This is a genomic window from Arthrobacter pullicola, from assembly GCF_014836875.1.
Classification (GTDB): Bacteria; Actinomycetota; Actinomycetes; order Actinomycetales; family Micrococcaceae; genus Arthrobacter_B; species Arthrobacter_B pullicola.
Map to the genome: position 1 here is coordinate 57,140 of NZ_JACSQC010000010.1, position 20,828 is coordinate 77,967.

A 20,828-nucleotide genomic window follows, 5' to 3' on the forward strand; every position below is an offset into this window, starting at 1 on the left:
GGTTCAAGCAGTGGGATTCAGCCAGATTCCCTGGCCATCACCGGCTCTTCGCTTACTTCGGCGGAACGGATCACCAGGGATGCGGTGATCAGCGCGGCGGAAACCAGCACACACGGCACCAGCAGGACCAGGTAGACCAGTGACACGAGCACGGCCGCCGGTGCTGTTGCCCAGACCTCGGGAAGCAGCAGGAAGTTGCTGCTGTCCCCAACGCCGAAGTTCCGGTTAATGAAGGGTCCCAAAGCGATCAGGACGACGGCGGCAAGACCCAGCCGCGTCCCAAACCTCATGGATGATCTGGCTAAAGCCGGCCCGGACATCGCGCTCCCAAGGGTTGGACGGAGAAGCATTCCTGAACTGCGTGGCCCTGAGTATGGTCTAAACCCGCAGCGGTATCAAGGCTCCGCGATCCGCCGATTAGCCGGCTGCTATGGAACTACACCTCGCTTTGTGCTCCACTATCTTCACGGCCCGAGCGATGTGATGATCGTGAAGCCCACCCCCTCGGACCGCCGGTTTGGAACTCCGGCCCGATCCGAAGGAGACGACAATGTGTCGGTGGCTAGCATATTCCGGTTCCCCCGTCCGCTTGGATGACCTGCTCTACAAGCCCACCAATTCCCTCGTGATGCAGAGCAAACACTCGAAACTGGGTGCCGAGACCACTAACGGGGACGGGTTCGGCGTCGGCTGGTACGGCACTGGACCAACGCCCGGGCTCTTCCGCAGCACCGAGCCCGCCTGGCACGACCGCAACCTGCGGGAGCTCGCGGCCCAGGCCTCCGCGGGCCGGGTCTTCGCGCACATCCGCGCCACCACCGGCACCGCCATCCAGCAGACCAACTGCCATCCGTTCCGCTACGGCCAGTGGCTCTGGATGCATAACGGGGTGCTCGGAGACTTTCTCAAAGTGAAGCGGGATTTGGCCCTGGCGGTCGACCCCAGCCTCTATCCCCTCATCGAAGGTTCAACGGACTCCGAGATGTTCTTCTATCTCGCGCTGACCTTCGGGCTGGAGGAGGATCCCCGCGCAGCGGTCGCGGAGGCCGTGGCCTACATCGAGGACACCGGGCTGCGGCACGGCGTCCAACATCCCGTGCAGATGACGGTTGCAACCACCGACGGCGACACGACCTGGGCCTTCCGCTACTCCAGCAAGGGAAACGCCCGATCGCTCTTCATCAGCAGCGACGTTGCGACCCTTCAGGCCCAGTACCCGGACCATGAACTGCTCAGCGGACTCTCGGAGGACGCGCGGCTGGTGGTCTCCGAGCCGCTGGGAGATCTCTATGGTGCGTGGCAGGAAGTGCCGGAAGCGACGTGCGTTGTTGTGCACGGCGGTGAGCAGGCGCTGTACCCGTTTGTGCCCGCGTCTCCGCTCCCCGAAGCAGTCTGAGCCGGCGGCGCGCAGTGATGGAAGCGCCCAGCTACTCCGTCAGGTGAATCCCCAGATCAGTCCGGCCGGGCAGGATGTCCGCGCGCAGGGCGCGGGTGCCGCGGTAGTCGCCGTCGCGCAGGCTGCGGAAACGCCGGGGTGTCTCCGATTCCAGTGTATCCAGCCGCTCCCGCAGCCGTTTGATCTCCTGCTCAGCCCGGGCTGGGTCCAGAGTGTCGGCGTCGTACACCACGTGCAGAGCCAGGGTCTCGATGCCCGTGTACCAGAGCACCCCGTGGGTGATTGGGAAGAGCAGGGTGTCGAGGTCCCCGCTGATGCCCCGCGGGCCGATCGAACGTTCGTCTTCCCCGGCGGTGACGATGATGAGCGCGCGGCGCCCGGCCAGCCCGCCGTCGCCGTAGCGCCGCGGGATATCCAGCTCCGGGTCCAGGTCGCCGTAGGCGAACCGGTCGGTGAGTACGCGGTCGAACCAGCCCTTCAGGATCGCCGGGGGACCGTACCACCAGAGCGGAAACTGCAGGATCAGCAGCTCGGCCGCCGCGAGTTTGGCTTGCTCGGCCTGCACCTCGGGCGGCAGCTGGCCGGCGGCATAGGATTCCCCGGCCTGCTGGGCGAGATTTCCGGGCACACCGGCCAGCTCGCCGAGGTCGCTGTCACCCAGGACAGGGTTGAAGTCCTGGGCATACAGGTCGGACGTCGCCATGCCGTAGCGGGTGGACAGCGCCTCAACGCCCTCACGGAAAAGCCGCCCGTTGAGGGACTCGGCACGGGGATGAGCGGTAACCCAGAGGGCGCGGCCCGGCGTCGGCGGATGCGAAATCGGCATGTCAATCCTCCTGGGTGGAGCCGTTGCCGCCGGGTCAGGCAGCGGCCCCGTAGGGCGCGCACCGCTCCTCAAGTTCCGTGACAGCGGCGGTCCAGGTGTCGGTGTTGAAGGTCCAGGCCCGGCCGGGCTTTTCGGCCTGCATAATGACGTTTCCAGTGGCGGAAGACAGCTCTCGCAGCAGCGGGCCAAGGTCTGCAGGGGCATCCTTGGCGATGGCAAGGACTTCCTCGTGGAGCGGGCGCGCGTCCTCCGCGCTCATCTCGACGCCGCTTGTTCCGTCGCCGATCCGGAGCACGGACATCACCTGGTGGAGGGGTCCCTGGCCGTCCGTGCCAAGGAGTTTGAGGCAGGCCTGCTCTTCGGTATCTTCGACCGCGGCTTCGGTTGAAGGCTCGGCAGGGACCGAGCTGGGAGGCGGCGACGGCTGAGCTTCCGCCTCCGCGTTGGCTGCGCTGCAGCCGGTCACGAGCAGCAAAGCTAAGACAGTAAGGACAGGAATAGCAGCTGTTTTTCTCATGGTTCCCCCGGGAATCGTCGGCAGTCGTCGCACCTTAGCACGCGGGTGCCCGGCAGGGTCTTCCGGAATAACAATGGCGTGTAGAGGCCCGAGACGGATATGCCGGCTGGCCTCGATAAACACTCTCAAAAGACGCGGCGAAATGGCACGGGGGATAAGCGGTAACCGTCGTACGATACGGGAACATAAAACCAGCGAATGAGGCCCAATGCCCTGTGAAGGCTGCACCACCGCTCCAAAACTCGATTTCGAATTCAGCATGGCGTTCCAGCCGATATACGACGCCGGTGCCCGCCGGGTCTGGGGTTATGAGGCGCTGGTTCGCGGCGTGGCCGGCGAGGGAGCCTATGAGGTCCTGGCAAAGGTTTCACCGGAACAGCGGTACCGGTTCGACCAGGACTGCCGGGTCAAGGCCATCGAACTGGCCTCGCGGCTTTTCCCCGCGGGGGAGGAACTGATGCTCTCGATCAACTTCATGCCGAAAGCTGTGTACGAACCTGCTGCCTGCCTCCGCGCGACCCTGCAGGCGGCCCGGCAATTCAGTTTTCCAATGTCCTCCATCATGTTCGAATTTACCGAGAATGAGGAGGTTGCGGATCCCGCGCATCTCACGAACATCATCACGGAATACCGCAAACACGGTTTCACCACGGCACTTGATGACTTTGGCGCCGGGCACGCGGGGCTGGGCCTGCTGGCCGACTTCCAGCCGGACCTGATCAAAATCGATATGAAACTCATCCGCGGTATCGACACCAGTCCGGCCCGCCGGGCCGTCGTGGCGGGAATTGTCGCCATCGCGAAGGAACTCGGCATCACCCTGCTGGCAGAGGGCATCGAGACCGAAGCGGAATTCCGGGTCCTTGAGGCAGCAGGCATCCGCCTGTTCCAGGGCTACTGGTTCGCGAAACCAGCCTTCGAGGAGCTCCCACCGGTGCGTGCTGCGCAACTGGCTGGCTGAGGGCGGGCACAGAACGACGGCGGGGCGCCCCGGGGAGGGAAGCGCACCGCCGTCGTTATCTGCCTGCAAGAACGCAGAGGTGCTGTTTAGGAGAAGTTGATGCCGCCGTCGATCAGCACCGTCTGGCCGGTCATATGGTCCGAATCCGGTCCGGAGAGGAAGGACACCAGTTTGGCGACGTCCTCCGGCTCTGACACCCTGCCCGCCAGGATGTTGTCCACCTGGGCCTGCAGGGCGCTGCCGCGCGGGGTGCCATCCCGTTCCGTGAGCCGCTCATCGATCAGGTCCCACATGGCGGTGCCCACAACGCCGGGAGCGTAGGCGTTAACCGTGATGTTGTACTTGGCGAACTCCATTGCCGCCGCCTGGGTCAGGCCGCGGACGGCCCACTTGGTGGCCGAGTAGGACGCCAGCACCGGGAACGGCCGGAACGCCACGATCGACGCGGCGGCAATGATCTTCCCGCCGGTGCCCTGGGCAATGAACTGCCGCGCAGCCGCCTGGTAGCAGTAGTAGACACCCTTGATATTCACGTCCAGCATCCGGTCCAGGGCGTCCGGCTTTACATCCAGGATCTCGTCCACCTGTGCGATGCCGGCGTTGGCGATCAGGACGCTCAGGTTCCCCAGCGCGTTGGTGCCCTCGGCGACCATCCGGGTTACGTCGTCGGGATCTGCCACGTCCCCGGTGACCCCGACGGCGCGGCGGCCGCGGGACTCGACGGCGGCAACGACGTCGTCAATGTTCGATTTAGCGCCCGGAACGTCGGCGACGATGATGTCCAGGCCGTCGTCGGCGAGCCGTTCCGCGATGGCCCGGCCGATGCCGCGGCCTGCTCCGGTGATCAGGGCAACGCGGTTTTCATTTTCTGACATGGGATTCTCCTCTTACTGGATGGGTTTCGGTGGAACGCGGGTCAGGGGATGAGGATGGCGCGGCCGCGGACCTTCCCGGCGTCGAGGTCGCTGATGGCCTGCTGGAAGTTCTCCAGCGGATACTTCTGTGTGTGCAGGGTGACGGCGCCGCGGGCGGTGAGCGCCATGAGGTCCTGCAGATCGTTGTAACTGCCCACCAGGTTGCCGATGATGTTGATTTCGGCGGAGACCAGGTCGATGGTCGGCACGTTGATGTTCTCGCCGTAGCCGACCACGTAATAGTCACCGCCCTGCCGGGTCATGGCGATGCCCTCCGACGTCGCCCCGCCTTCGCCGACGAAGTCGATGACGGCTTCGGCGCCGTTACCCCCGGTGAGGTCCAGGACCTGCTGGACCTGGCTGCCGTCGGCGGGGACACCGATGTCCGCGCCGATGGTTTTCGCCAGCTCCAGCGCCTCCGGATTCCGGTCGACGACGACGATCCGGGCCGGCGTGAGTGCCTTGAGCACCTGGATGCCGATGTGCCCCAGCCCGCCGGCGCCGATCACCACGCACGTGTCCCGCGGGGTCAGCCGCCGGGCTGCCTTTGCGGCGGCGTGGTAAGCGGTGAGGCCCGCGTCGGCCAGGGCAGCGACGTCGGCCGGTTCCAGCGAATCGTCGATCTTCACCACGGAACGGGCCGAGGTGAGCAGGTAGTCGGCGTAGCCGCCGTTGGTGTCGATGCCCGGGAACTTGTTGTTCTCGCAGTGCACGTCGTCCCCGGAGCGGCAGGCGCGGCAGAGCCCACAGGTCACCAGCGGATGCAGGATGACTTTGTCGCCCACCCGCACATGGGTGACCGCGCTGCCGACGGCGTGGACCCATCCGGCGTTCTCATGGCCGATCGTGTAGGGCAGTTTCACCTGCGATTTTTCCGCCCACTGCCCCTCGAGGATGTGCAGATCGGTGCGGCAGACACCGGCCCCGCCGATCCGGACAATGACGTCCAGCGGACCGGTGATTTCCGGCATGGGAACTTCTGCCATTTTCAGGCCCTGGTCGTAGCCGACAACCTGGACAGCTCGCATGGTGTTCACGCGTTCTCCTTAACAGTGATGGGAAGCAGGGTGTGCCGGTCGCCGGGTTCGGCACCTTCCGGGCGTTCGTTCTGGTCCGCCCCGGAACCGGCATAGCGGGTGCGCAGCAGGCCCCGGCAGAAGTGCGCGTTGCCGTCGATCGAGATGCGGGTGGACCGCGCCCGGCGCAGCGCCATCGGCACCTCGTCGGGTGGGTAGGGGAGCCCGCGGTGGTCAACGAGTACCCGGGCTCCCGGTTCCAGCGGCAGTCCGAGCGCTTCGCGCCGGCGGAGCAGTGCTGCCTTGGTGTGCCCCGGCGGGAGGTCCGCAAGCCGGATGCGTCCGACGTCGGCCTCCGCCAGCCCCCGGTCTGCCCGCAGCAGCTCGGTAAGGCTGCGTTCCATGGCGGCCGTGTGCGCCTTCCGGCGGAACGTCCACCGCAGCTCATCGAGGCTGTCCTCCGCCTCGTGTCCGAAGGTGCCCCGGTAACCGGCGTCCGCGGCGAGCCCGGCGTTGATCAGCCCGGAATCGTGGTGGTCATCGAGCTCGACGACCACAACCGCCACCCCTTCCAGTGCCGCGACGGCGTCCTTGCTGTCCGACGCCATGAGGTACGCAAAGTTCGGTGAGCAGAACGACGTCGGCAGGCGCAGGTGCACCGTTACTGCCGCTCCCGCAGTGCCGGGGGAAACGTCAATGGACCGGACAAAACCCAAATCGGTGATGGGTTCATCGAGTTCGGGATCCTGGACCGCGCTCAGTGCCAGCCGGATATCCTCTGCGGCGAGGAGGCTGGCGCGGGGTGCGGGCCGGGTCTGGACGTCCGTCATCACACGGCCCCCAGGTCTGCCCGTTCCGGCTGCCGCGGTCCAGTTTCCGTTTCCGGTGCGTCGGGGATCCGCAGTGCCTCCGGCACCGGAATGTCATACATCTTCGCCGCGTTCAGGCCGAGGATCTTTTTCTTCTGCTCGATGGTCAGCGGCGCGTACTCGGTCATGTCTTCGGGGATCTGGAAATCGACGAAGGACTCGATCAGCCAGCGCGGGGTCCAGAGCGCATAGTCGCTGGAGAACTGGATGCGGTCCTCGCCGATCCAGTAGATGAGTTCCCCGATGATCTGCGCGAAGTAGCGCGGGCGGGTGTGCATAAACGGCATGGCGACGGCGAGCCCGCCGTGGACGTTGGGTTCCTGCGTGGCGATCCAGCAGAAGTCCTCCAGCCGGGGCAGTCCCACATGCTCGACGACGAAGTTCAGGTCCGTGAAGTCCGTTGCGGCGTGGTCGACGTCGGAAACGTCGAACGCGTCCCGGTCCAGCGGGCGGATGGTGGGGCCCTTGTGGACGTGGATGTTCTTCACCCCGAGCTTCCGGCATTCCTCGAAGTACTTGTAGGTCCACGGATCGTTGAGCTTGTAGCCGCGGGAATCGCCGTGCCACTCAGCCGTGTAGAGCTTGACCCCCGTGAATCCCATCCGTTCGTGGTCGGCGCGCAGCTGGTCCAGCCCTGCCTCACCGTTGCGCGGGTCGAAGCAGTGGTTGTAGGTCAGGCGGTCCGGATTGGCGGCGGCGAGGCTGTAGGCCTCTTCGGTCTGGCCGAATCCGTTTTTGTAGAACTCGCCGAGGTAGGCCGGCTGGAAGATCGCGTGATCCACATAGCCGTCCTCGAAGATGTCCTTCATCAGCCGCTGGCTTCCCTGGTAGAGGTACTCCTCGTAGGGCCACAGTTCTTCGGCCGGTGAGAGGTTGCGGTGGTAGTCGTAAAAGCAGTCGATGAACTGCTTGCCGTGGATATTGAGCTGGTTTTCAGGCCGTGCATCCCAGAGGGCGATGTGAGCGTCAACGATGAAATAGTTCTCGCCGTTTTTTGTGTACATGTCAGATCTCCGTCTCTTCACGACTGCCATAGTCGCGATGCGGACGACGGTACGAGTTATTTCGCCGTTCCGGGTGTGACCGCCGTCTCAATTTGAGACGGCATGCCTGATATGCAGGGGCTCGTCCGGGTTAGTCTCAGGGGACGATGCTCAAGGAGGGCGGCGATGAAGCCGGACCACGATGACTGCGTTCTTCCGTCAAGGGAGCGATCCAGCGCCCACGAGGTTTCTTCCGGGTCCCGGCGGCTCCTTGCGTCCTGGCAGCGAAGCCAGGAGTACGGTGTGTCCGCGGAGACCGTTGACCCTGCCTGGGCCGGTGAGATTCCGGACGATTCGCTGTTTTATCAATGCGGCCAGGAAGTGCTGGCCGGGCTCCAGCAGTCCCTGGCGAACGAGCCGCTCAGTCTGATGCTGACCGACGCGGACGGGCTTGTCCTCAACCGGTTCAGCGGTGATCCCGCACTCCTGCGTGCGCTGGACCGGGTGTATCTGGCCCCTGGGTTCGCATACTCCGAACGGCTGGCCGGGACCAACGGGCTGGGGCTCGCTCTGGCGGACAAGGCCCCTACCCTGGTCCGCGCCGAAGAGCACTACAGCGCCAGCCTCCGGACGTACACCTGCGCAGCGGCCCCCGTGCTGGATCCGGTCACCGGAAGCCTTGAGGGAAGCGTCAACATCACCACCTGGTCCAAAACCTCCCCGGGACTGCTGGTGGCGCTGGCCCAGTCTGCTGCCGCCAATACGTCGTCGCTGATGTCCAGCCGGTCGCGCACCCGGATCCAGTCCGCCAAGCCGCAGGGCGGAGTGTTCCGGGTGCAGCGCCCACGCCTGGAGCCGGCGGCAGGAACCATGCGTGCGATGTCGGACATCTGGTCGGCAGCCCTGGAGGAGGCGACGGCGGCGCTCGCCTGCGGGAACGTCGTCGCCGCTGTTGGGGAACATGGAAGCGGACGGGCCACGCTGCTGGGCCAGGCACTGCGCCAGGCACGACCCGCGAGCAGGATCCTGTGCGCGTCCGTACCCGCACCGGACATGGTGGAAGAGTGGCTGGCCCTCTGGACGCCGGAGCTGTCCAAGCCGGACACCGCGATCATCATCGAGAACGCAGATTTCCTCCCGGAGTGGGCCGCGCACGAGCTCGCCGGCCAGGTGTGGAATCTGCTCCGCGCCTCAGCCCCAGCGGCGCCCGCCGCCTCTGCGCCGGCGCTGCTTTGGGCGTTCACGGCGGAGAACCTGGAGAATATTCCGTCGGAACTGACCCGTTTGGCTGCCCGGGTGGTCGCTGTTCCAGCGCTCCGGGACCGGCCCGCTGACGTCATGCCCCTTGCCCGGTATGCGGCGCGCCAAACCCGGCTGCGGGAGCTCGACTTCACTGCGGCAGCCGAGCGGGCTCTCACCAGCCACGACTGGCCGGGCAACGTTGACGAGCTGATCCAGGCGGTCCACGCCGCCGCGCTGCTCACAGAAACCATTGACGTCCGGCACCTTCCTCCCGAGCTGCTGGGGCGTACCGCGCAGCGGCTGACCCGGATGGAAACGTTCGAGCGGGATGAGATTTTCCGGGTACTGGCGCGGCCGGGAGCCTCTGTGGCCGAAGCCGCGGCGGAACTGGGGATCAGCCGCGCGACCATTTACCGGCGTCTTGCGAAGCTGGGCATCGACCCGCGGAACCCGCGGGCGTAGCCCTCGGCGGTAACCGCTACGGTTCCTCAGTCCCTGCGCGCACACCCGACCAGGACGCGGCCGCCCCGGAATCCGGGAAGACCGTCCGCTTCATGGCCCCGTCACCGGCGACGCTGGTGGACACGTAATACGTCTGCAGGTCAGGAATGTTGGGATCGTAGGGGGCGTAGAGCCCCGGCGCCAGCGCCACCAGCCGCCCATCCACGAGCCTGCGCTCAAACCACGCGGCCACCCGGTAGTCCACAGACGCGGCATTTACGAGCAGGGGATAGCCCGGGTAAACAGTGCTGATCCCTTCCGCCGCGAGGCCAGGCGCGAGTGGGGCAGCTTCGTCATCTGCTTCAAAAGGTGCGCACCGGGCCAGGAGTTCCGTGACGGCGCCGGACCAGGCGAATGGGTCGAAGGACCGAGCGGCCGCTGGCCCCGTGCCGTCCAGCGCGGTCGACAACTCGCTCAGCGCAGGGACCATGTCCTGCGGGGCGTTCTTCGCTATGGCCTGGACGTCAGTGTTCAGCCGGGAGGTTTCCGAGCTTCCCCCGAGGCTGTACGTCCCGTCGCTGAACCGGACAACGGAGATTGCCTGATACAAGGGTCCTTTGCCGCCGGTTCCGAGGAGCTCCAGGCATGCCTTCTGCTCCGGGTCCTCAACCACGGTTTCCGCGGCGGCAGGGGAAGCAGGCTTGGTGGTTTCCGGTGCGGTCGAAGGCCCCGAATCGGACTTAGCCTCAGCCGTGCTGCAGCCAGTGACAAGCAGAAGCGCGATGACAGGAATGACGGCTGTTTTCTTCATGGTTCCCCCGGGATTCGTACGCAGTCGTCCTACCCTAGCGGCACCTGGCTGGACCTCCCTCATCACCCGCCGCACGGTGGGGAACTGCGTAGCCGAAGCCGGGACCCCGGCACCGGCTAAGCAGCTCCGCTGTGCCGGAGCAGCTCAGGGTTTGGCGTAGTCGGCGAATCCCTGCCAGTCGATGATGACGCAGGGATCGTCACCCACCACCCAGGCGTCGTGCCCGGGAGCCATGGTGGCGAAATCGCCCGGTCCGTACTCCAATTCTTCGCCGTCATCCATGACCACTTTCATCCGTCCGGACACGAAGTACCCCATGTGGGAGGCCTGACAGCTCTCAGTTTTGGCGATGGGTTTCACGTGCAGAGACCAGCGCCATCCGGGGAGGAAGGTGGCGCGGCCAACGGCGCCCTGTTCCAGATTGACGAGTTGAAGTTGGCCCGTGCCACCTTCGAAAGGACGCGTCTCCTCCGGTGAATCCAGGCTTTTGCGAACTAAACCGGGCATCATGGCCTCCTGGGGTCGATCCAGCTGGTTGTCCTGGGTAGGCTCCGAAAAACTGCGCTGCGGCGGTTTTATACCTCCCGGATTGCTCGATTATTCGCCTGGTTCCGGATCCAGCCCCGCCTTTGCAGGGCACCCGGCGCGCTGAGCTACCACTTCGATTAAAAGACCCAACCGAACCACTTGCCTAGGGCTCTCCGGTTCCGGTTCACCGCTCCAAACGGGAGGAACCGGCCGGCGCCGTCACCAACCACCGCGCGTGGGTGTGTGGCCCTTCCGGGCGTCGTCGGGCATGGCCATTTCGGCGCGCAGGCCCAGCAGCCGGATCGGGCGGCCGGCTTCAATGGCGCCGGCCAGATCCAGGGCCCGGGCCAGGACCTCGTCCCGGTCGAAGGTCTCGGGAATCTTCCGGGCGTGGGTTTTGGTGGTGAACGGCGCGTAGCGGACCTTGAGGGTCAGCCCAATCACCGGCCGCCCCTCGGCCGCCACGTCCTTCAGGACGTCCCCGGCCAACTGAGTGACGGCGTCGTGAATCTGGGCCGGTTCGGTGAGGTTGGACTGGAAGGTGGTTTCCCGGCTGTGTCCGCGGGCGACCCAGGGGGTGTCATCCACCGTGCTGGAGCCGTCACCGCGCCCCAGCGATGCGTACCAGGGGCCCATCTTTGGTCCGAACTCCGGAACCAGGCTCGGCGGATCAGCTGCAGCGAGTTCGGCGACAGTCTGAATGCCGAGCTTGGCCAGCCGGCCGGAGATCTTATTGCCGACACCCCACAGCTCCTTGGTGGGCTTAGCGCCCATCACGTCGAGCCAGTTCTCTTTGGTGAGCCGGAAAACGCCGGCCGGCTTGCCGAAATCGGTGGCGTTTTTGGCGCGGACCAGGGTGTCGCCGATCCCCACGCTGCAGTGCAGCTGGGTCCGCTCCAGCACGGCGGCCTGGATCTGCCGGGCATACGCCTCAGGGTCTTCCGCCGTGATGCCAACGAACGCTTCGTCCCAGCCCAGGACCTGCACGACGGCGCCGGGCTGGGCGCGGAGGGTGGCCATCACGTTTTCGGAGGCCTCCAGGTAGGCCTCGGCATCAACCGGGAGGAGGACGGCGTCGGGCACCTTCCGGGCCGCGATCCGCAGTGGCATCCCGGACCCGACGCCGAACGCCCGGGCCTCATAGGACGCGGTGGACACCACAGCCCGTTCGGTGGGATCACCGCGGCCGCCGACGATGACCGGCTTGCCCGCCAGCTCCGGGTGCCGGAGGACCTCGACGGCCGCGATGAACTGGTCGAGGTCCACATGCAGCACCCAGGGGATGGAGTTCACGCGCCCAGTGTGCCCGCCCGCTACATCACTGGCAAGGACCGATGCCGGCTGCGCCGCTGGTTCAGCTCTCTTCGCTTACCCGGATGAGAACCTTGCCGGTGGTGCCGTTTTCCACGGCGTCGTGCGCGGCGGCGGTTTCCTCCAGCGGGAACCAGGTCAGCGGGAGCCCGGCCGATTCGCCCACGGGAAAAACGCCGTCCCGGAGCGCAGCAGTGATGTCCTCCACGGCGGCCTGGATGGCCCGTTCACCCACCGTATAGATCAGCACGCCCTGCCAGCGGATGTTCTTGATGAAACTCGCGACGATCGGGGCGGTGAACTCTTCGCCGTTGTTGTTGGCGTAGTAGGCGATGGTGCCATGGTTGGCGATCACCTCAACGTCCAGTGCCGCATTCTGGGCCGGAGAGACCTCAACGATGTGGTGCACGCCGTCCGGGGCGATCTCGCGGATGCGGTCGGCCTGGGCAGGATCAGGGTAGCGGACGATGTGGTGCGCACCGGCGGCGCGGGCCAGCTCAGCCTTCGCATCGTTGCTGACGGTGGCGATCACGGTGGCGCCCGCCCAGACCGCGAACTGGATCGTGGCATGTCCCACGGCTCCGGCACCGCCCTGGACCAGGACCACGCGTCCCGCGAGGGCTCCCGGGGTGAGCCGGGACGGGCCGTCCTCATGCACGGTCAGGGCGCGGTGGGCCGTCATGGCTGGGACACCGAGGCTGGCGGCCACCTCGAAGCTGACGCCTTCCGGAAGCGGCACCGCCCGCTCGGCGGGGACAACGGTGAATTCCTGGGCGGTGCCGGTCGGACGGCGGTGGGCTGCGAGATACAACCAGACCCTGTCGCCCACCTGCAGATCGGCCACTCCTTCACCGACGGCGTCGATGACTCCGGCGCCGTCCTGGTTCGGCACCACCTCGTCAAAGGCGATGCTGCTGCCGGCACGGGCCTTCCAGTCGGTGGGATTCACGCCCGAGGCGACAACGCGCACCCGTACTTCGCCCGGACCAGGGGCAGCAGCCTCGCGCTCGGCGAGGGAAAGGACGGAGGAGGGGCCGGTGGACGAGTAAACGATTGCTTTCATGAGCGGTAGAAGACTCTCAGCCCGCTTTCTATTCCCGGCAGGGAGCCGCCGCTCCTGTAGCCGGCAGTCAGGAGTTCAGTTACGGATTGCAGGTTCAGGAGTCCCCCTACCGGCCCAGGTTCCGCCGGGGCTAAAGTAGCGGCATGCCCACCCGTGCAGCCCATGAACAGCGCCTGCGTGACCTCGTGGTGCTTCGGAGGGTGCGGGACCGGATTGACCGGGAATACGCGCAGCCGCTCAACGTGGAGGCGCTCGCACGCGACGCGCATATCTCCCCAGGGCACCTCAGCCGGGAGTTCAAGCGGGCCTTCGGCGAAGCGCCGTATTCCTACCTGATGACCCGGCGGATTGAACGGGCCATGGCCCTGCTCCGCCGCGGCGGCCTTTCCGTCACTGACGTGTGCTTCGCCGTCGGCTGTTCCTCGCTGGGCACGTTCAGCACCCGGTTCACCGAACTGGTGGGGGTGCCGCCGAGCATCTACCGGCGAGAGCATGCAGAGTCGGCGAACGGGATTCCCGCGTGCATGGCCAAAAGGGTCCTCAAACCGGTCAGGAATCGAGAAGCGCAGCCCGCAGCCCGGTAACTATCGTTGCCAGCATGAACCTCAACATACACAACAGTTTCCTGCCCCAGACCGACCCCGATGAGTCCCTCGCCTTCTACCGTGACGCCCTGGGCTTCGAAGTCCGGAACGACGTCGGCTATCAGGGAATGCGGTGGATCACCGTAGGTCCGCCGGATCAACCGGAAGTTTCCGTGGTGCTGTATCCACCGGCGGCCGATCCCGGGATAACGGAGGAGGAGAACCGGATGATCGCCGAGATGATGGCCAAGGGGACCTTCGCCACGATCGTCCTCGCGTCCCCGGACGTGGACGCGGCGTTCGACAAGATCCAGGCCGCAGGCGCCGAAGTCATCCAGGAACCGACCGACCAGCCCTACGGCATCCGCGACTGTGCGTTCCGCGATCCGGCCGGCAACCAGATCCGCATCAACGGGGTCTGATCCGCAGCCCGGACATCCACGACTGCGGGACGCGTAGGCTGGACAGGTGCGCAAAGAAACCCTGTGGGAAGCCAAAAAACGCCAGAACCCGGAGCATTCAGCCTGGTACATCGAACGCTTCGAGAAGATGCGGGAGCAGGGCGCGGATCTGGCCGGTGAAGCCCGGCTGATCGACGCCATGCTGCCGCGCGGAGCCCGGATCCTCGACGCCGGCAGCGGCCCGGGACGGGTGGGCGGAGAACTTGCCCGCCGCGGACACGACGTCGTCGGCGTGGATGTGGACCCGGACCTGATCGCAGCCGCGAAGAAGGACTTCCCGGACGTTCCCTGGTTCACCATGGATTTGGCCGAACTGGACCTGCCCGCCGAAGGCATCGCCGAGCCGTTCGACCTGATCGTCAGTGCCGGGAACGTGATGACCTTCCTCGCGCCGGGAACCGCACCGGACGTCCTGGCACGCATGCGGGAACATCTGGCACCCAACGGGCGGATCGTCGTCGGCTTCGGCGCCGGCCGCGGTTATGACTTTGGGACGTTCTTTGAAGATGCCTCTGCTGCCGGCCTGGCGCTGCAGCAGAAATTCTCCACCTGGGACCTGCGCCCGTTCGACGTCGAATCGGACTTCCTGGTCGCAGTCCTGGGACGCCGCTAACCAGCGGGCAGGAGGGTCAGCCGGACCGCCAGGCGGCCTGTCCGGCAGGCCCTGCCCACAACTTTCGGTTCCGGGACCCCAAAAGCGGCGGACTGCATTGCCCCTAGTGAGACGCATCACTACGGTTGTAGGATGTCCAACGTTGGATTTCGTTCGAGCTGCAGGTGACCTGCAGCTCAGGACGGTCCGGCGGAGGACTGGCTCTACCGCCGGTTTGGCAGCAGCAGCCCCAAGCCGGTGTGCTCGCCGGCCCAATGAAAGGACCGGAATGTCCCGAACAAACCGCCGAAGGCCCTTTAAACACCTGACCGCTGCCGCGCTGGCGGGCGTGGTTGCCCTCTCCGGCATGGTGGCAGCAGCAGTCCCCGCTGCGGCAGCCCCCACCGATCCGCCGGGGACGTTCAGCGAACAGAACCTTGGCTCCACGGTTGTGAGTCCGTTTGCCGCCTACCGTATTCCGGCACTCAGCTACCTCGGCAACGGCGTGGTTGTCGCTGCCTGGGACGGACGGCCCAACAACGCCGCGGACTCGCCCAACCCCAACTCGATCGTGATGCGCCGCAGCACCGACGGCGGCGCCACCTGGGATACCCAGCGCACCATCCTGGCGGGCTTCGCGGACGCTGCCAACAACGGCGCGGGCAAGTACGGCTACAGCGATCCCAGCTTTGTCTACGACGCAGAGACCGGAAAACTGTTCCTGTTCTCGGTGTATTCGAAGAACACCGGGTTCGGCAGCGGGTCATTCGGCAACGATGACGCGAACCGCAACGTGCTCAGCGCCCAAGTGGCCGAGTCCAGCGACGGCGGCATGACCTGGGGCGAACCCCGCCTCATCACCAACGTGGTGAAACCGGGATCAAGCACCACCAACCCGCAGCCCGGAGATGTGCGTGCCATGTTCGCCAGTTCCGGCGAGGGCATCCAGCTGCGCTACGGCGTCCACGCCGGTCGGCTGGTCCAGCAGTTCGCCGGGGACATCCGGCAGAGCGACGGAACCAACGCCATCCAGGCCTACAGCGTGTACTCGGATGATCACGGAGCCACCTGGGTCAAGGGCGCCAACGTGGGCACCCGGATGGACGAAAACAAAACCGTGGAACTTTCCGACGGTCGCGTGATGCTCAACTCGCGCTCCAACAGCGCAGCGGACAACGCCCGCAAGGTGGCCATCTCCAACGACGGCGGCGCCACCTATGGGCCCGTCACCCTGGACACGGCCCTGACCGACCCCGCGAACAACGCGGCGATCGCCCGGCTCTTCCCGGATGCTCCGGCCGGCAGCGACGACGCCAAAAAGCTGATCTTCACCAACTCCGACCATCCGGACAGCCGGCAGAACGTTTCCGCCCGGGTGTCCTGTGACGACGGCGCCACCTGGGGCGTGCCGCGCACCATCCGCGCCGGCTTCTCCGCCTATTCCACCGTGACCCGGCTGGAAAGCGGACAGATCGGTGTCCTGTATGAATCGAGCTACAGCAACGGCATCACGTTCGCCAAGTTCAGCGACAGCTGGCTGAACAGCTGCACCCCGGCCCCGGCGCCCAGCACCACCACCGTTGCCGGGGTGGAAATCGCCGGAACACGGATCGACACCTCCCGGGACCTCGCCGCCAACCCCTATGCGGCAGGCGAAGCAGTCAGCTACAGCTTCACCGTGACCAACAAAAACACCGGCACCGTCGCCGTCACCCCCACCGCGGGCAACTTCACGCCCCTGATCCCGTCGGGAGCGGGCAACTGCCGCTATCAGTCCCTGGCCGCGGGAGCCTCCTATACCTGCAGCACTCCGGCGCACACCGTGACGGCGGAGGAGGTTGCGCAGGGGTACTTCGTGCCGGATACCACCTGGTCCGTTTCCGGCGCAGCCACCGGCACGGACCGGGTGCTTGGCTACCCGGTGGCGCTCAAAGCCGGAATCCAGGCCCCGGCAGCGTCATTCGCCGGCGTGACCGTCACCGGCAGCCGCACCGATACGGCACGCAACACCGCCACGACCCCCTACACCGCAGGCGAAGCGGTTCCGTACCGGTTCGCGGTCAGTAACACCGGAACAGCGAAGGTGACCGTATCGCCTACCGCCGGCAACTTCAGCCCCTTCCTGCCGCCGGGCGTGGGTAACTGCAGGTACCAGGGCCTGGGGGCGGGTGCCAGCTACACATGTTCCACCCCTGCGCGCACGGTGACCGCCGCTGATGTGGAACGCGGCTACTTTGTCCCGGACACCTCCTGGAGCGTCGCCGGTGCGGGTACTGCCGCAGGACGGCTCCTGGGTGAGCCGGTGCGGCTGAAGTAACAAAACCAGCAAAAAACTCCGGGGCTGCCGGTCACCGCAATGGTGGTGGCCGGCAGCCCCGGATTTATGCTGCAAACTCATCCCGGGAATTAGTCCGGGGCTTTGGTTCAGGAGCGCGGAACTTCGGTGGCCGGAGGCGGCACCGGAGCGCCGGCTGTGGGGCCCGGCACCGTAGGGGCCGGCGGGGTGGCGCCGGCCGGGGGAACCGGCGGAATGACGGCGCCGGTCACGGGGTCCGTGGCTGGTGCCGATGGTCCGTCCTCGTCCTTCAACTGCCGCACCTCGGATTTGAAGATCCGCAGGGACTGGCCGACGCTGCGCGCCAGGCCGGGGAGCTTGGGCGCACCAAAAAGCAGGATCGCCAGAACGACGATGATGACAATGTGCCAGCCTTCGAGCCTCATAACAGTGAACCTTCCGAGGGGGTATTTGGGGTGGGGGTGGAAATTGGTGGGAAACCCGGCGCCGGAAACGCAGCGGGCAGGGGCGCACCGTGCAGTGCCCGGACCAGCGCCTGGTCACGGTCCCGCAGGCATTGGCTGCCCACGGAGGATTCCGGGCAATTCAGCTCAAAGCCATGATAGGCGCCGGGATATACATGCAGCTCGGCCGCAACTCCGGCCTGGAGCAGCCGCACCGCAAAGCTGATGTCCTCGTCCCGGAACAGGTCCAGCTCACCGGTCTGAATCAGCGTCGGGGGCAGCCCGGACAGGTCCTGGGCCAGCGCCGGTGCCGCGTAGGCAGACTCATCAGAGGCCCCAGCGCCCAGATAGCAGTCCCACGCAAACTCGCTGTGGCCCCGGTTCCAGGTGGGAATGGATGTGAATTCGCGGGCCGAACCCGAGCTGTGCGTGGGATCGAGCATGGGGTACATCAGATACAGGTACGCGAGCGGTGGTCCGCTCCGGTCCCGGTTCAGCAGCGCCAGCCCGGCAGCCAGTCCGGCGCCGGCACTGGAGCCGGCCAGGGCTACGCGCTGCGGGTCCACATCGAGCTCCTCAGCCGAGGCGAACAGCCACTGCAGCCCCGCCAGCGCGTCCTCCAGGGCGGCCGGGAACGGATGCTCCGGTGCGAGCCGGTAGTCCACCGCCACCACCACCGCCGCGGTGCGGGCGCACAGGGCCGCGCAGTACGCGGTGTCCAGCTCCGCACTGCCGGCGATCATTCCGCCGCCATGGAGCCAGAACACTGCCGGGTGCGGGCCCGGTCCGGGCGGGGTGAACACCCGCAGGCTTATGCCGTCCGCCGAGACGTCCCGGATCTCCACGCCTGCCGGGAGGGCTGCGGCCGCCGGCGCTTCGGCCCGGGCGCGGAACCCTGCCAGTTCAGCCAGCGTCAGCGGCGGCGGAAACGCCTCCGAATATGCCAGCCCCGGCAGCAGTTCCGGGTCCACCCGGTCCCAAAAGGAGCTCACGGCACCAGGGCATCAGCGAACCAGCTGGTAATGGTGGCCGGATGGGTGATCGCAGTGCCCACAACGACGGCGAACGCTCCCGCATCCAGTGCGGCGCGGCCCTGTGCCGGGGTGTGGATCCGGCCCTCGGCAATAACGGGCAGCCCCAGGTCCAGGGCCGCGAGTTCGTGGAGGAACTCCAGGTCCGGGCCGGAGGTCTTCTCCCGCTCGCCGGTATAGCCCGCGAGGGTGGTGCCGATGATGTCCGCGCCGGCCTCAGCGGCAGCAGCGGCATCCGCCACGGACCCGCAGTCGGCCATCACCAGGGCGGGGGACTGCTCGTGCACGCCGGCAATGGTCTGCGCCAGGGAGAGCCCGTCCGGGCGGCCGCGGCGGGTGCCGTCCAGTGCCACGATGTGCGCACCGGCGCTGGCACAGGCCAGGGCGTGGTGCAGTGTGGGGGTGATGAAAACGCCGTCGTGCCCGTCCTTCCACAGCCCGATCACCGGAACTTCGACGGCGGAGCGTGCCGCCTGGATGTCGCCCAGTCCCTGCACCCGCACCGCGGCCGCACCGCCGGTCACGGCGGACTGCGCCACCTGCGCCATGGTGCGCGGATCACGCATCGGTTCGCCGGGGTAGGCCTGGCAGGACACGATCAGGGAGGAGCGGAGGGCTTCGAGCTTAAACATGGGTGCCTTCGATAGCGGGGAGGAGATTCAGGGCCCGGCGGGCGGCACCGCGGATGGCGGCCGTCGTGCCGAGCTGTGCGGGAACAATCCGCAGGGCGGCCAGCGGCGGCAGCAGCTCGCGGCGGGTGTGGGATTCCATTTCGTCCCACCAGAGCGGGCCCGCGAAGGCCAGCCCGCCGCCCACCACAACGACGGCGGGGTCCAGGATGTTGGCCAGCCCGCCGATGGCGGATCCGGCAGCAGCCGCACCGCGGCGCAGGGCCTCGGAAGCGGCTGGATCGCCGTCGGCCGCGAGCCGGTAGACGCCGCGGGTGTCCGCAGCAGATTCCCCGCCCAGCCGGCGGTAGAGCGCGTGGATTGCCGGGCCGGAGGCCACGGCCTCCACATGCCCCGAACCGCCGCAGCTGCAGGCCAGCGGCTCGCCTGCCTCATAGGCAAACGGGGACGCGAAGTGGCCCACGTGCCCGGCCGTGAAGCTGGCGCCTTCGATGCATTCGCCGTCCAGCACGTAGCCGCCGCCCACGCCCGTGCCCATGCCGATGAACAGGACACTGGGCACCCCGGCGCCGGCACCGAGCCAGCTTTCGCCGAGGGCATGGGCATGGACGTCGTTCAGGGCGGCGGCGGGCAGGCCGGTCAGCGCGGAGAGTTCAGCCGTCAGCGCCGTTCCGGCCCAGCCGCGGATGGCGTCGGTGGCAGATACCACCACGCCCCGGCCGGAGTCGATCACTCCGGCCGAGCCGATGCCCAGCGCGTCGACTCTCAGGCTGCGCCGGAGCGCCTCGCCCTGGAGGGACCGGACCAGCGCGGCGGTATTTTCCAGTACCGCTGCGGCGCCGGACTGTGCGGGTGTGGCGGCGGAGGAGGAGAACACAACGTTCCCTCCGCCGTCGACAATTCCGCCCGCGGTTTTGGTGCCGCCCAGGTCGATCCCGATGACGTGGCGCATGGAACTCAGAGGAGCCCGTTGTGCTCGAGGACCGTGCGGATCACGGCGGTCTCGGCCTCATTGAGTGCCTTCATGGGAGCGGACATCACGTTGGTTTCGATGACGCCCAGCAGCACCAGCGCGGTCTTGAACGCGCCCAGCCCTGCGGCACCCGGGGAAACGCGGCCAGGGGTGGGTGCGTAGACAATGTTGAACAGGTTGGCCAGGCGGTCCTGGATCCGGGCCGCTTCGGCGTAGTTGCCTGCCTGGGACGCAGCATAGAGTGCCGCATAGCCGGCCGGATCGACGTTGCCCAGACCGGGAACCGCGCCGTGGGCGCCGCCCAGCAGCGCCCCGTCCACCACTACCTCATGGCCGGTGAACACGGCGAAGTCCGGCAGGTCCTTGGTGGCCAGCAGCAGCTGGCGGAAGGAAACGTCGTCGCCGGAGGAGTCCTTTACACCGGCCAGGACACCGTCCTGGGCCAGCTGGACCAGCACCGGCAGCGGCAGCTTGAAGTGGGTGCGGACCGGAACGTCATAGGCGAACAGGGGCACATCGAGGGCCGCGTGCAGGGAGCGGAAGTGGGTTTCGGTTTCAGCGGCATCAGAGATGGCGTAGAACTGCGAGGTCGCCACGATGGCGTCCGCTCCCAGCTCGATCAGGCGGCGGCCCTCCGCGATGACGCGCGGGGTGGTCTGTTCGCAGGCCCCGGCGATCAGGGGCACAGCGCCGGCGTTAACGCCGGCGACGGTGCGCATGATGACGTCGCGTTCCCCGTTGGTCAGGTACGGCACCTCGCCGGAGGAGCCCAGGACGAACAGGCCGGAAACGCCGCCTTCCAGCAGGTGCTTGGTCAGCTTTTCCAGCGACGCCGTATCAACGGCCCCGTCTGCGGTGCGGGGGGTGACAACCGGCGGGACTACGCCGTGGAAGCGGGATGTGGGTGCGTGTGACAAGTGGTTCTCCAGTGCTTGGTTCTA

General features: G+C 66.8%; 23 protein-coding genes. 7 read left to right on the forward strand and 16 right to left on the reverse strand.

Annotation, left to right across the window (positions count from 1 at the left end; genetic code table 11):
* Window positions 1–17 precede the first annotated feature (17 nt).
* Window positions 18–290 carry a hypothetical protein gene (locus H9638_RS16355; RefSeq protein ID WP_191749229.1) on the reverse strand — a complete coding sequence of 91 codons (273 nt, stop codon included), beginning with the start codon at window positions 288–290 and terminating at the stop codon, window positions 18–20.
* A 260-nt stretch (window positions 291–550) separates the two neighbouring features.
* On the opposite strand from H9638_RS16355, the gene H9638_RS16360 reads away from it, so the two are divergent.
* The gene (locus H9638_RS16360; RefSeq protein WP_191749231.1) at window positions 551–1,396 is read left to right on the forward strand and encodes a class II glutamine amidotransferase; all 846 of its coding nucleotides are present in this window, start codon (window positions 551–553) and stop codon (window positions 1,394–1,396) included.
* Window positions 1,397–1,427: 31 nt separating this feature from the next.
* Here H9638_RS16360 and H9638_RS16365 read toward each other — a convergent pair whose 3' ends face one another.
* Window positions 1,428–2,222: an NAD(P)H-dependent oxidoreductase gene (locus H9638_RS16365; RefSeq protein WP_191749233.1), complete on the reverse strand. Its 795-nt coding sequence runs from the start codon at window positions 2,220–2,222 to the stop codon at window positions 1,428–1,430.
* 34 nt (window positions 2,223–2,256) lie between these two features.
* Complete coding sequence (locus tag H9638_RS16370; RefSeq protein WP_191749235.1) at window positions 2,257–2,739, reverse strand: hypothetical protein; 483 nt, start codon at window positions 2,737–2,739, stop codon at window positions 2,257–2,259.
* 208 nt (window positions 2,740–2,947) lie between these two features.
* Between H9638_RS16370 and H9638_RS16375 the strand changes: the two genes are divergently transcribed.
* Entirely contained in the window at window positions 2,948–3,700 is a 753-nt protein-coding gene (locus tag H9638_RS16375; protein WP_191749237.1) for an EAL domain-containing protein, read from the forward strand.
* 86 nt (window positions 3,701–3,786) lie between these two features.
* Here the strand turns inward: H9638_RS16375 and H9638_RS16380 are convergent, their stop codons facing one another.
* Genes H9638_RS16380 through H9638_RS16395 form a run of 4 tightly spaced genes read right to left on the reverse strand, consistent with a single transcriptional unit; the run spans window position 3,787 to window position 7,503 of the window.
* A complete protein-coding gene (locus H9638_RS16380; protein ID WP_191749239.1) occupies window positions 3,787–4,575 on the reverse strand; it encodes an SDR family NAD(P)-dependent oxidoreductase in 789 nt (262 codons plus the stop codon).
* Between the two features lie 41 nt (window positions 4,576–4,616).
* Entirely contained in the window at window positions 4,617–5,642 is a 1,026-nt protein-coding gene (locus tag H9638_RS16385; protein ID WP_191749299.1) for an NAD(P)-dependent alcohol dehydrogenase, read from the reverse strand.
* Between the two features lie 5 nt (window positions 5,643–5,647).
* Window positions 5,648–6,460 carry an iron-sulfur cluster assembly protein gene (locus H9638_RS16390; RefSeq protein WP_191749246.1) on the reverse strand — a complete coding sequence of 271 codons (813 nt, stop codon included), beginning with the start codon at window positions 6,458–6,460 and terminating at the stop codon, window positions 5,648–5,650.
* Window positions 6,460–7,503, reverse strand: coding sequence for an amidohydrolase family protein (locus H9638_RS16395; protein ID WP_066299597.1), 1,044 nt, complete (start codon window positions 7,501–7,503; stop codon window positions 6,460–6,462). Before H9638_RS16395 ends, H9638_RS16390 begins: the two co-directional genes overlap by 1 nt.
* 282 nt (window positions 7,504–7,785) lie before the next feature.
* On the opposite strand from H9638_RS16395, the gene H9638_RS16400 reads away from it, so the two are divergent.
* Entirely contained in the window at window positions 7,786–9,186 is a 1,401-nt protein-coding gene (locus H9638_RS16400) for a helix-turn-helix domain-containing protein (RefSeq protein ID WP_318241918.1), read from the forward strand.
* Between the two features lie 16 nt (window positions 9,187–9,202).
* Here the strand turns inward: H9638_RS16400 and H9638_RS16405 are convergent, their stop codons facing one another.
* From H9638_RS16405 to H9638_RS16420, 4 genes are all read right to left on the reverse strand, one after another.
* Window positions 9,203–9,976: a hypothetical protein gene (locus tag H9638_RS16405; protein ID WP_191749250.1), complete on the reverse strand. Its 774-nt coding sequence runs from the start codon at window positions 9,974–9,976 to the stop codon at window positions 9,203–9,205.
* A gap of 144 nt (window positions 9,977–10,120) precedes the next feature.
* Window positions 10,121–10,486 (reverse strand): cupin domain-containing protein, encoded by a 366-nt coding sequence (locus H9638_RS16410; protein ID WP_318241919.1) that lies wholly within the window; start codon window positions 10,484–10,486, stop codon window positions 10,121–10,123.
* A gap of 237 nt (window positions 10,487–10,723) precedes the next feature.
* On the reverse strand, window positions 10,724–11,797 hold the full coding sequence (locus H9638_RS16415; RefSeq protein WP_449657919.1) for a DNA polymerase IV: 1,074 nt from the start codon (window positions 11,795–11,797) through the stop codon (window positions 10,724–10,726).
* A gap of 61 nt (window positions 11,798–11,858) precedes the next feature.
* On the reverse strand, window positions 11,859–12,878 hold the full coding sequence (locus tag H9638_RS16420) for an NADPH:quinone reductase (RefSeq protein ID WP_191749254.1): 1,020 nt from the start codon (window positions 12,876–12,878) through the stop codon (window positions 11,859–11,861).
* 143 nt (window positions 12,879–13,021) lie between these two features.
* On the opposite strand from H9638_RS16420, the gene H9638_RS16425 reads away from it, so the two are divergent.
* The 4 genes from H9638_RS16425 to H9638_RS16440 all read left to right on the forward strand — a co-directional run bounded on the left by H9638_RS16425 (window position 13,022) and on the right by H9638_RS16440 (window position 16,832).
* Window positions 13,022–13,462 (forward strand): helix-turn-helix transcriptional regulator, encoded by a 441-nt coding sequence (locus tag H9638_RS16425; RefSeq protein WP_191749256.1) that lies wholly within the window; start codon window positions 13,022–13,024, stop codon window positions 13,460–13,462.
* A 14-nt stretch (window positions 13,463–13,476) separates the two neighbouring features.
* The gene (locus tag H9638_RS16430; protein WP_191749257.1) at window positions 13,477–13,884 is read left to right on the forward strand and encodes a VOC family protein; all 408 of its coding nucleotides are present in this window, start codon (window positions 13,477–13,479) and stop codon (window positions 13,882–13,884) included.
* 46 nt (window positions 13,885–13,930) lie between these two features.
* Window positions 13,931–14,536, forward strand: coding sequence for a class I SAM-dependent methyltransferase (locus H9638_RS16435; protein WP_191749259.1), 606 nt, complete (start codon window positions 13,931–13,933; stop codon window positions 14,534–14,536).
* Between the two features lie 268 nt (window positions 14,537–14,804).
* A complete protein-coding gene (locus tag H9638_RS16440; protein ID WP_191749262.1) occupies window positions 14,805–16,832 on the forward strand; it encodes a sialidase family protein in 2,028 nt (675 codons plus the stop codon).
* Between the two features lie 107 nt (window positions 16,833–16,939).
* Here the strand turns inward: H9638_RS16440 and tatA are convergent, their stop codons facing one another.
* Genes tatA through H9638_RS16465 form a run of 5 tightly spaced genes read right to left on the reverse strand, consistent with a single transcriptional unit; the run spans window position 16,940 to window position 20,804 of the window.
* Complete coding sequence (gene tatA / locus H9638_RS16445) at window positions 16,940–17,236, reverse strand: Sec-independent protein translocase subunit TatA (RefSeq protein ID WP_191749264.1); 297 nt, start codon at window positions 17,234–17,236, stop codon at window positions 16,940–16,942.
* Window positions 17,233–18,246, reverse strand: coding sequence for an alpha/beta hydrolase (locus H9638_RS16450; protein ID WP_191749266.1), 1,014 nt, complete (start codon window positions 18,244–18,246; stop codon window positions 17,233–17,235). The genes tatA and H9638_RS16450 overlap by 4 nt, the downstream gene beginning before the upstream one ends.
* A complete protein-coding gene (locus H9638_RS16455; protein ID WP_191749268.1) occupies window positions 18,243–18,917 on the reverse strand; it encodes an N-acetylmannosamine-6-phosphate 2-epimerase in 675 nt (224 codons plus the stop codon). Before H9638_RS16455 ends, H9638_RS16450 begins: the two co-directional genes overlap by 4 nt.
* The gene (locus H9638_RS16460) at window positions 18,910–19,866 is read right to left on the reverse strand and encodes an ROK family protein (protein ID WP_191749270.1); all 957 of its coding nucleotides are present in this window, start codon (window positions 19,864–19,866) and stop codon (window positions 18,910–18,912) included. The genes H9638_RS16455 and H9638_RS16460 overlap by 8 nt, the downstream gene beginning before the upstream one ends.
* Window positions 19,867–19,871: 5 nt before the next feature.
* Window positions 19,872–20,804: a dihydrodipicolinate synthase family protein gene (locus H9638_RS16465; RefSeq protein ID WP_191749272.1), complete on the reverse strand. Its 933-nt coding sequence runs from the start codon at window positions 20,802–20,804 to the stop codon at window positions 19,872–19,874.
* Window positions 20,805–20,828: the final 24 nt, after the last annotated feature.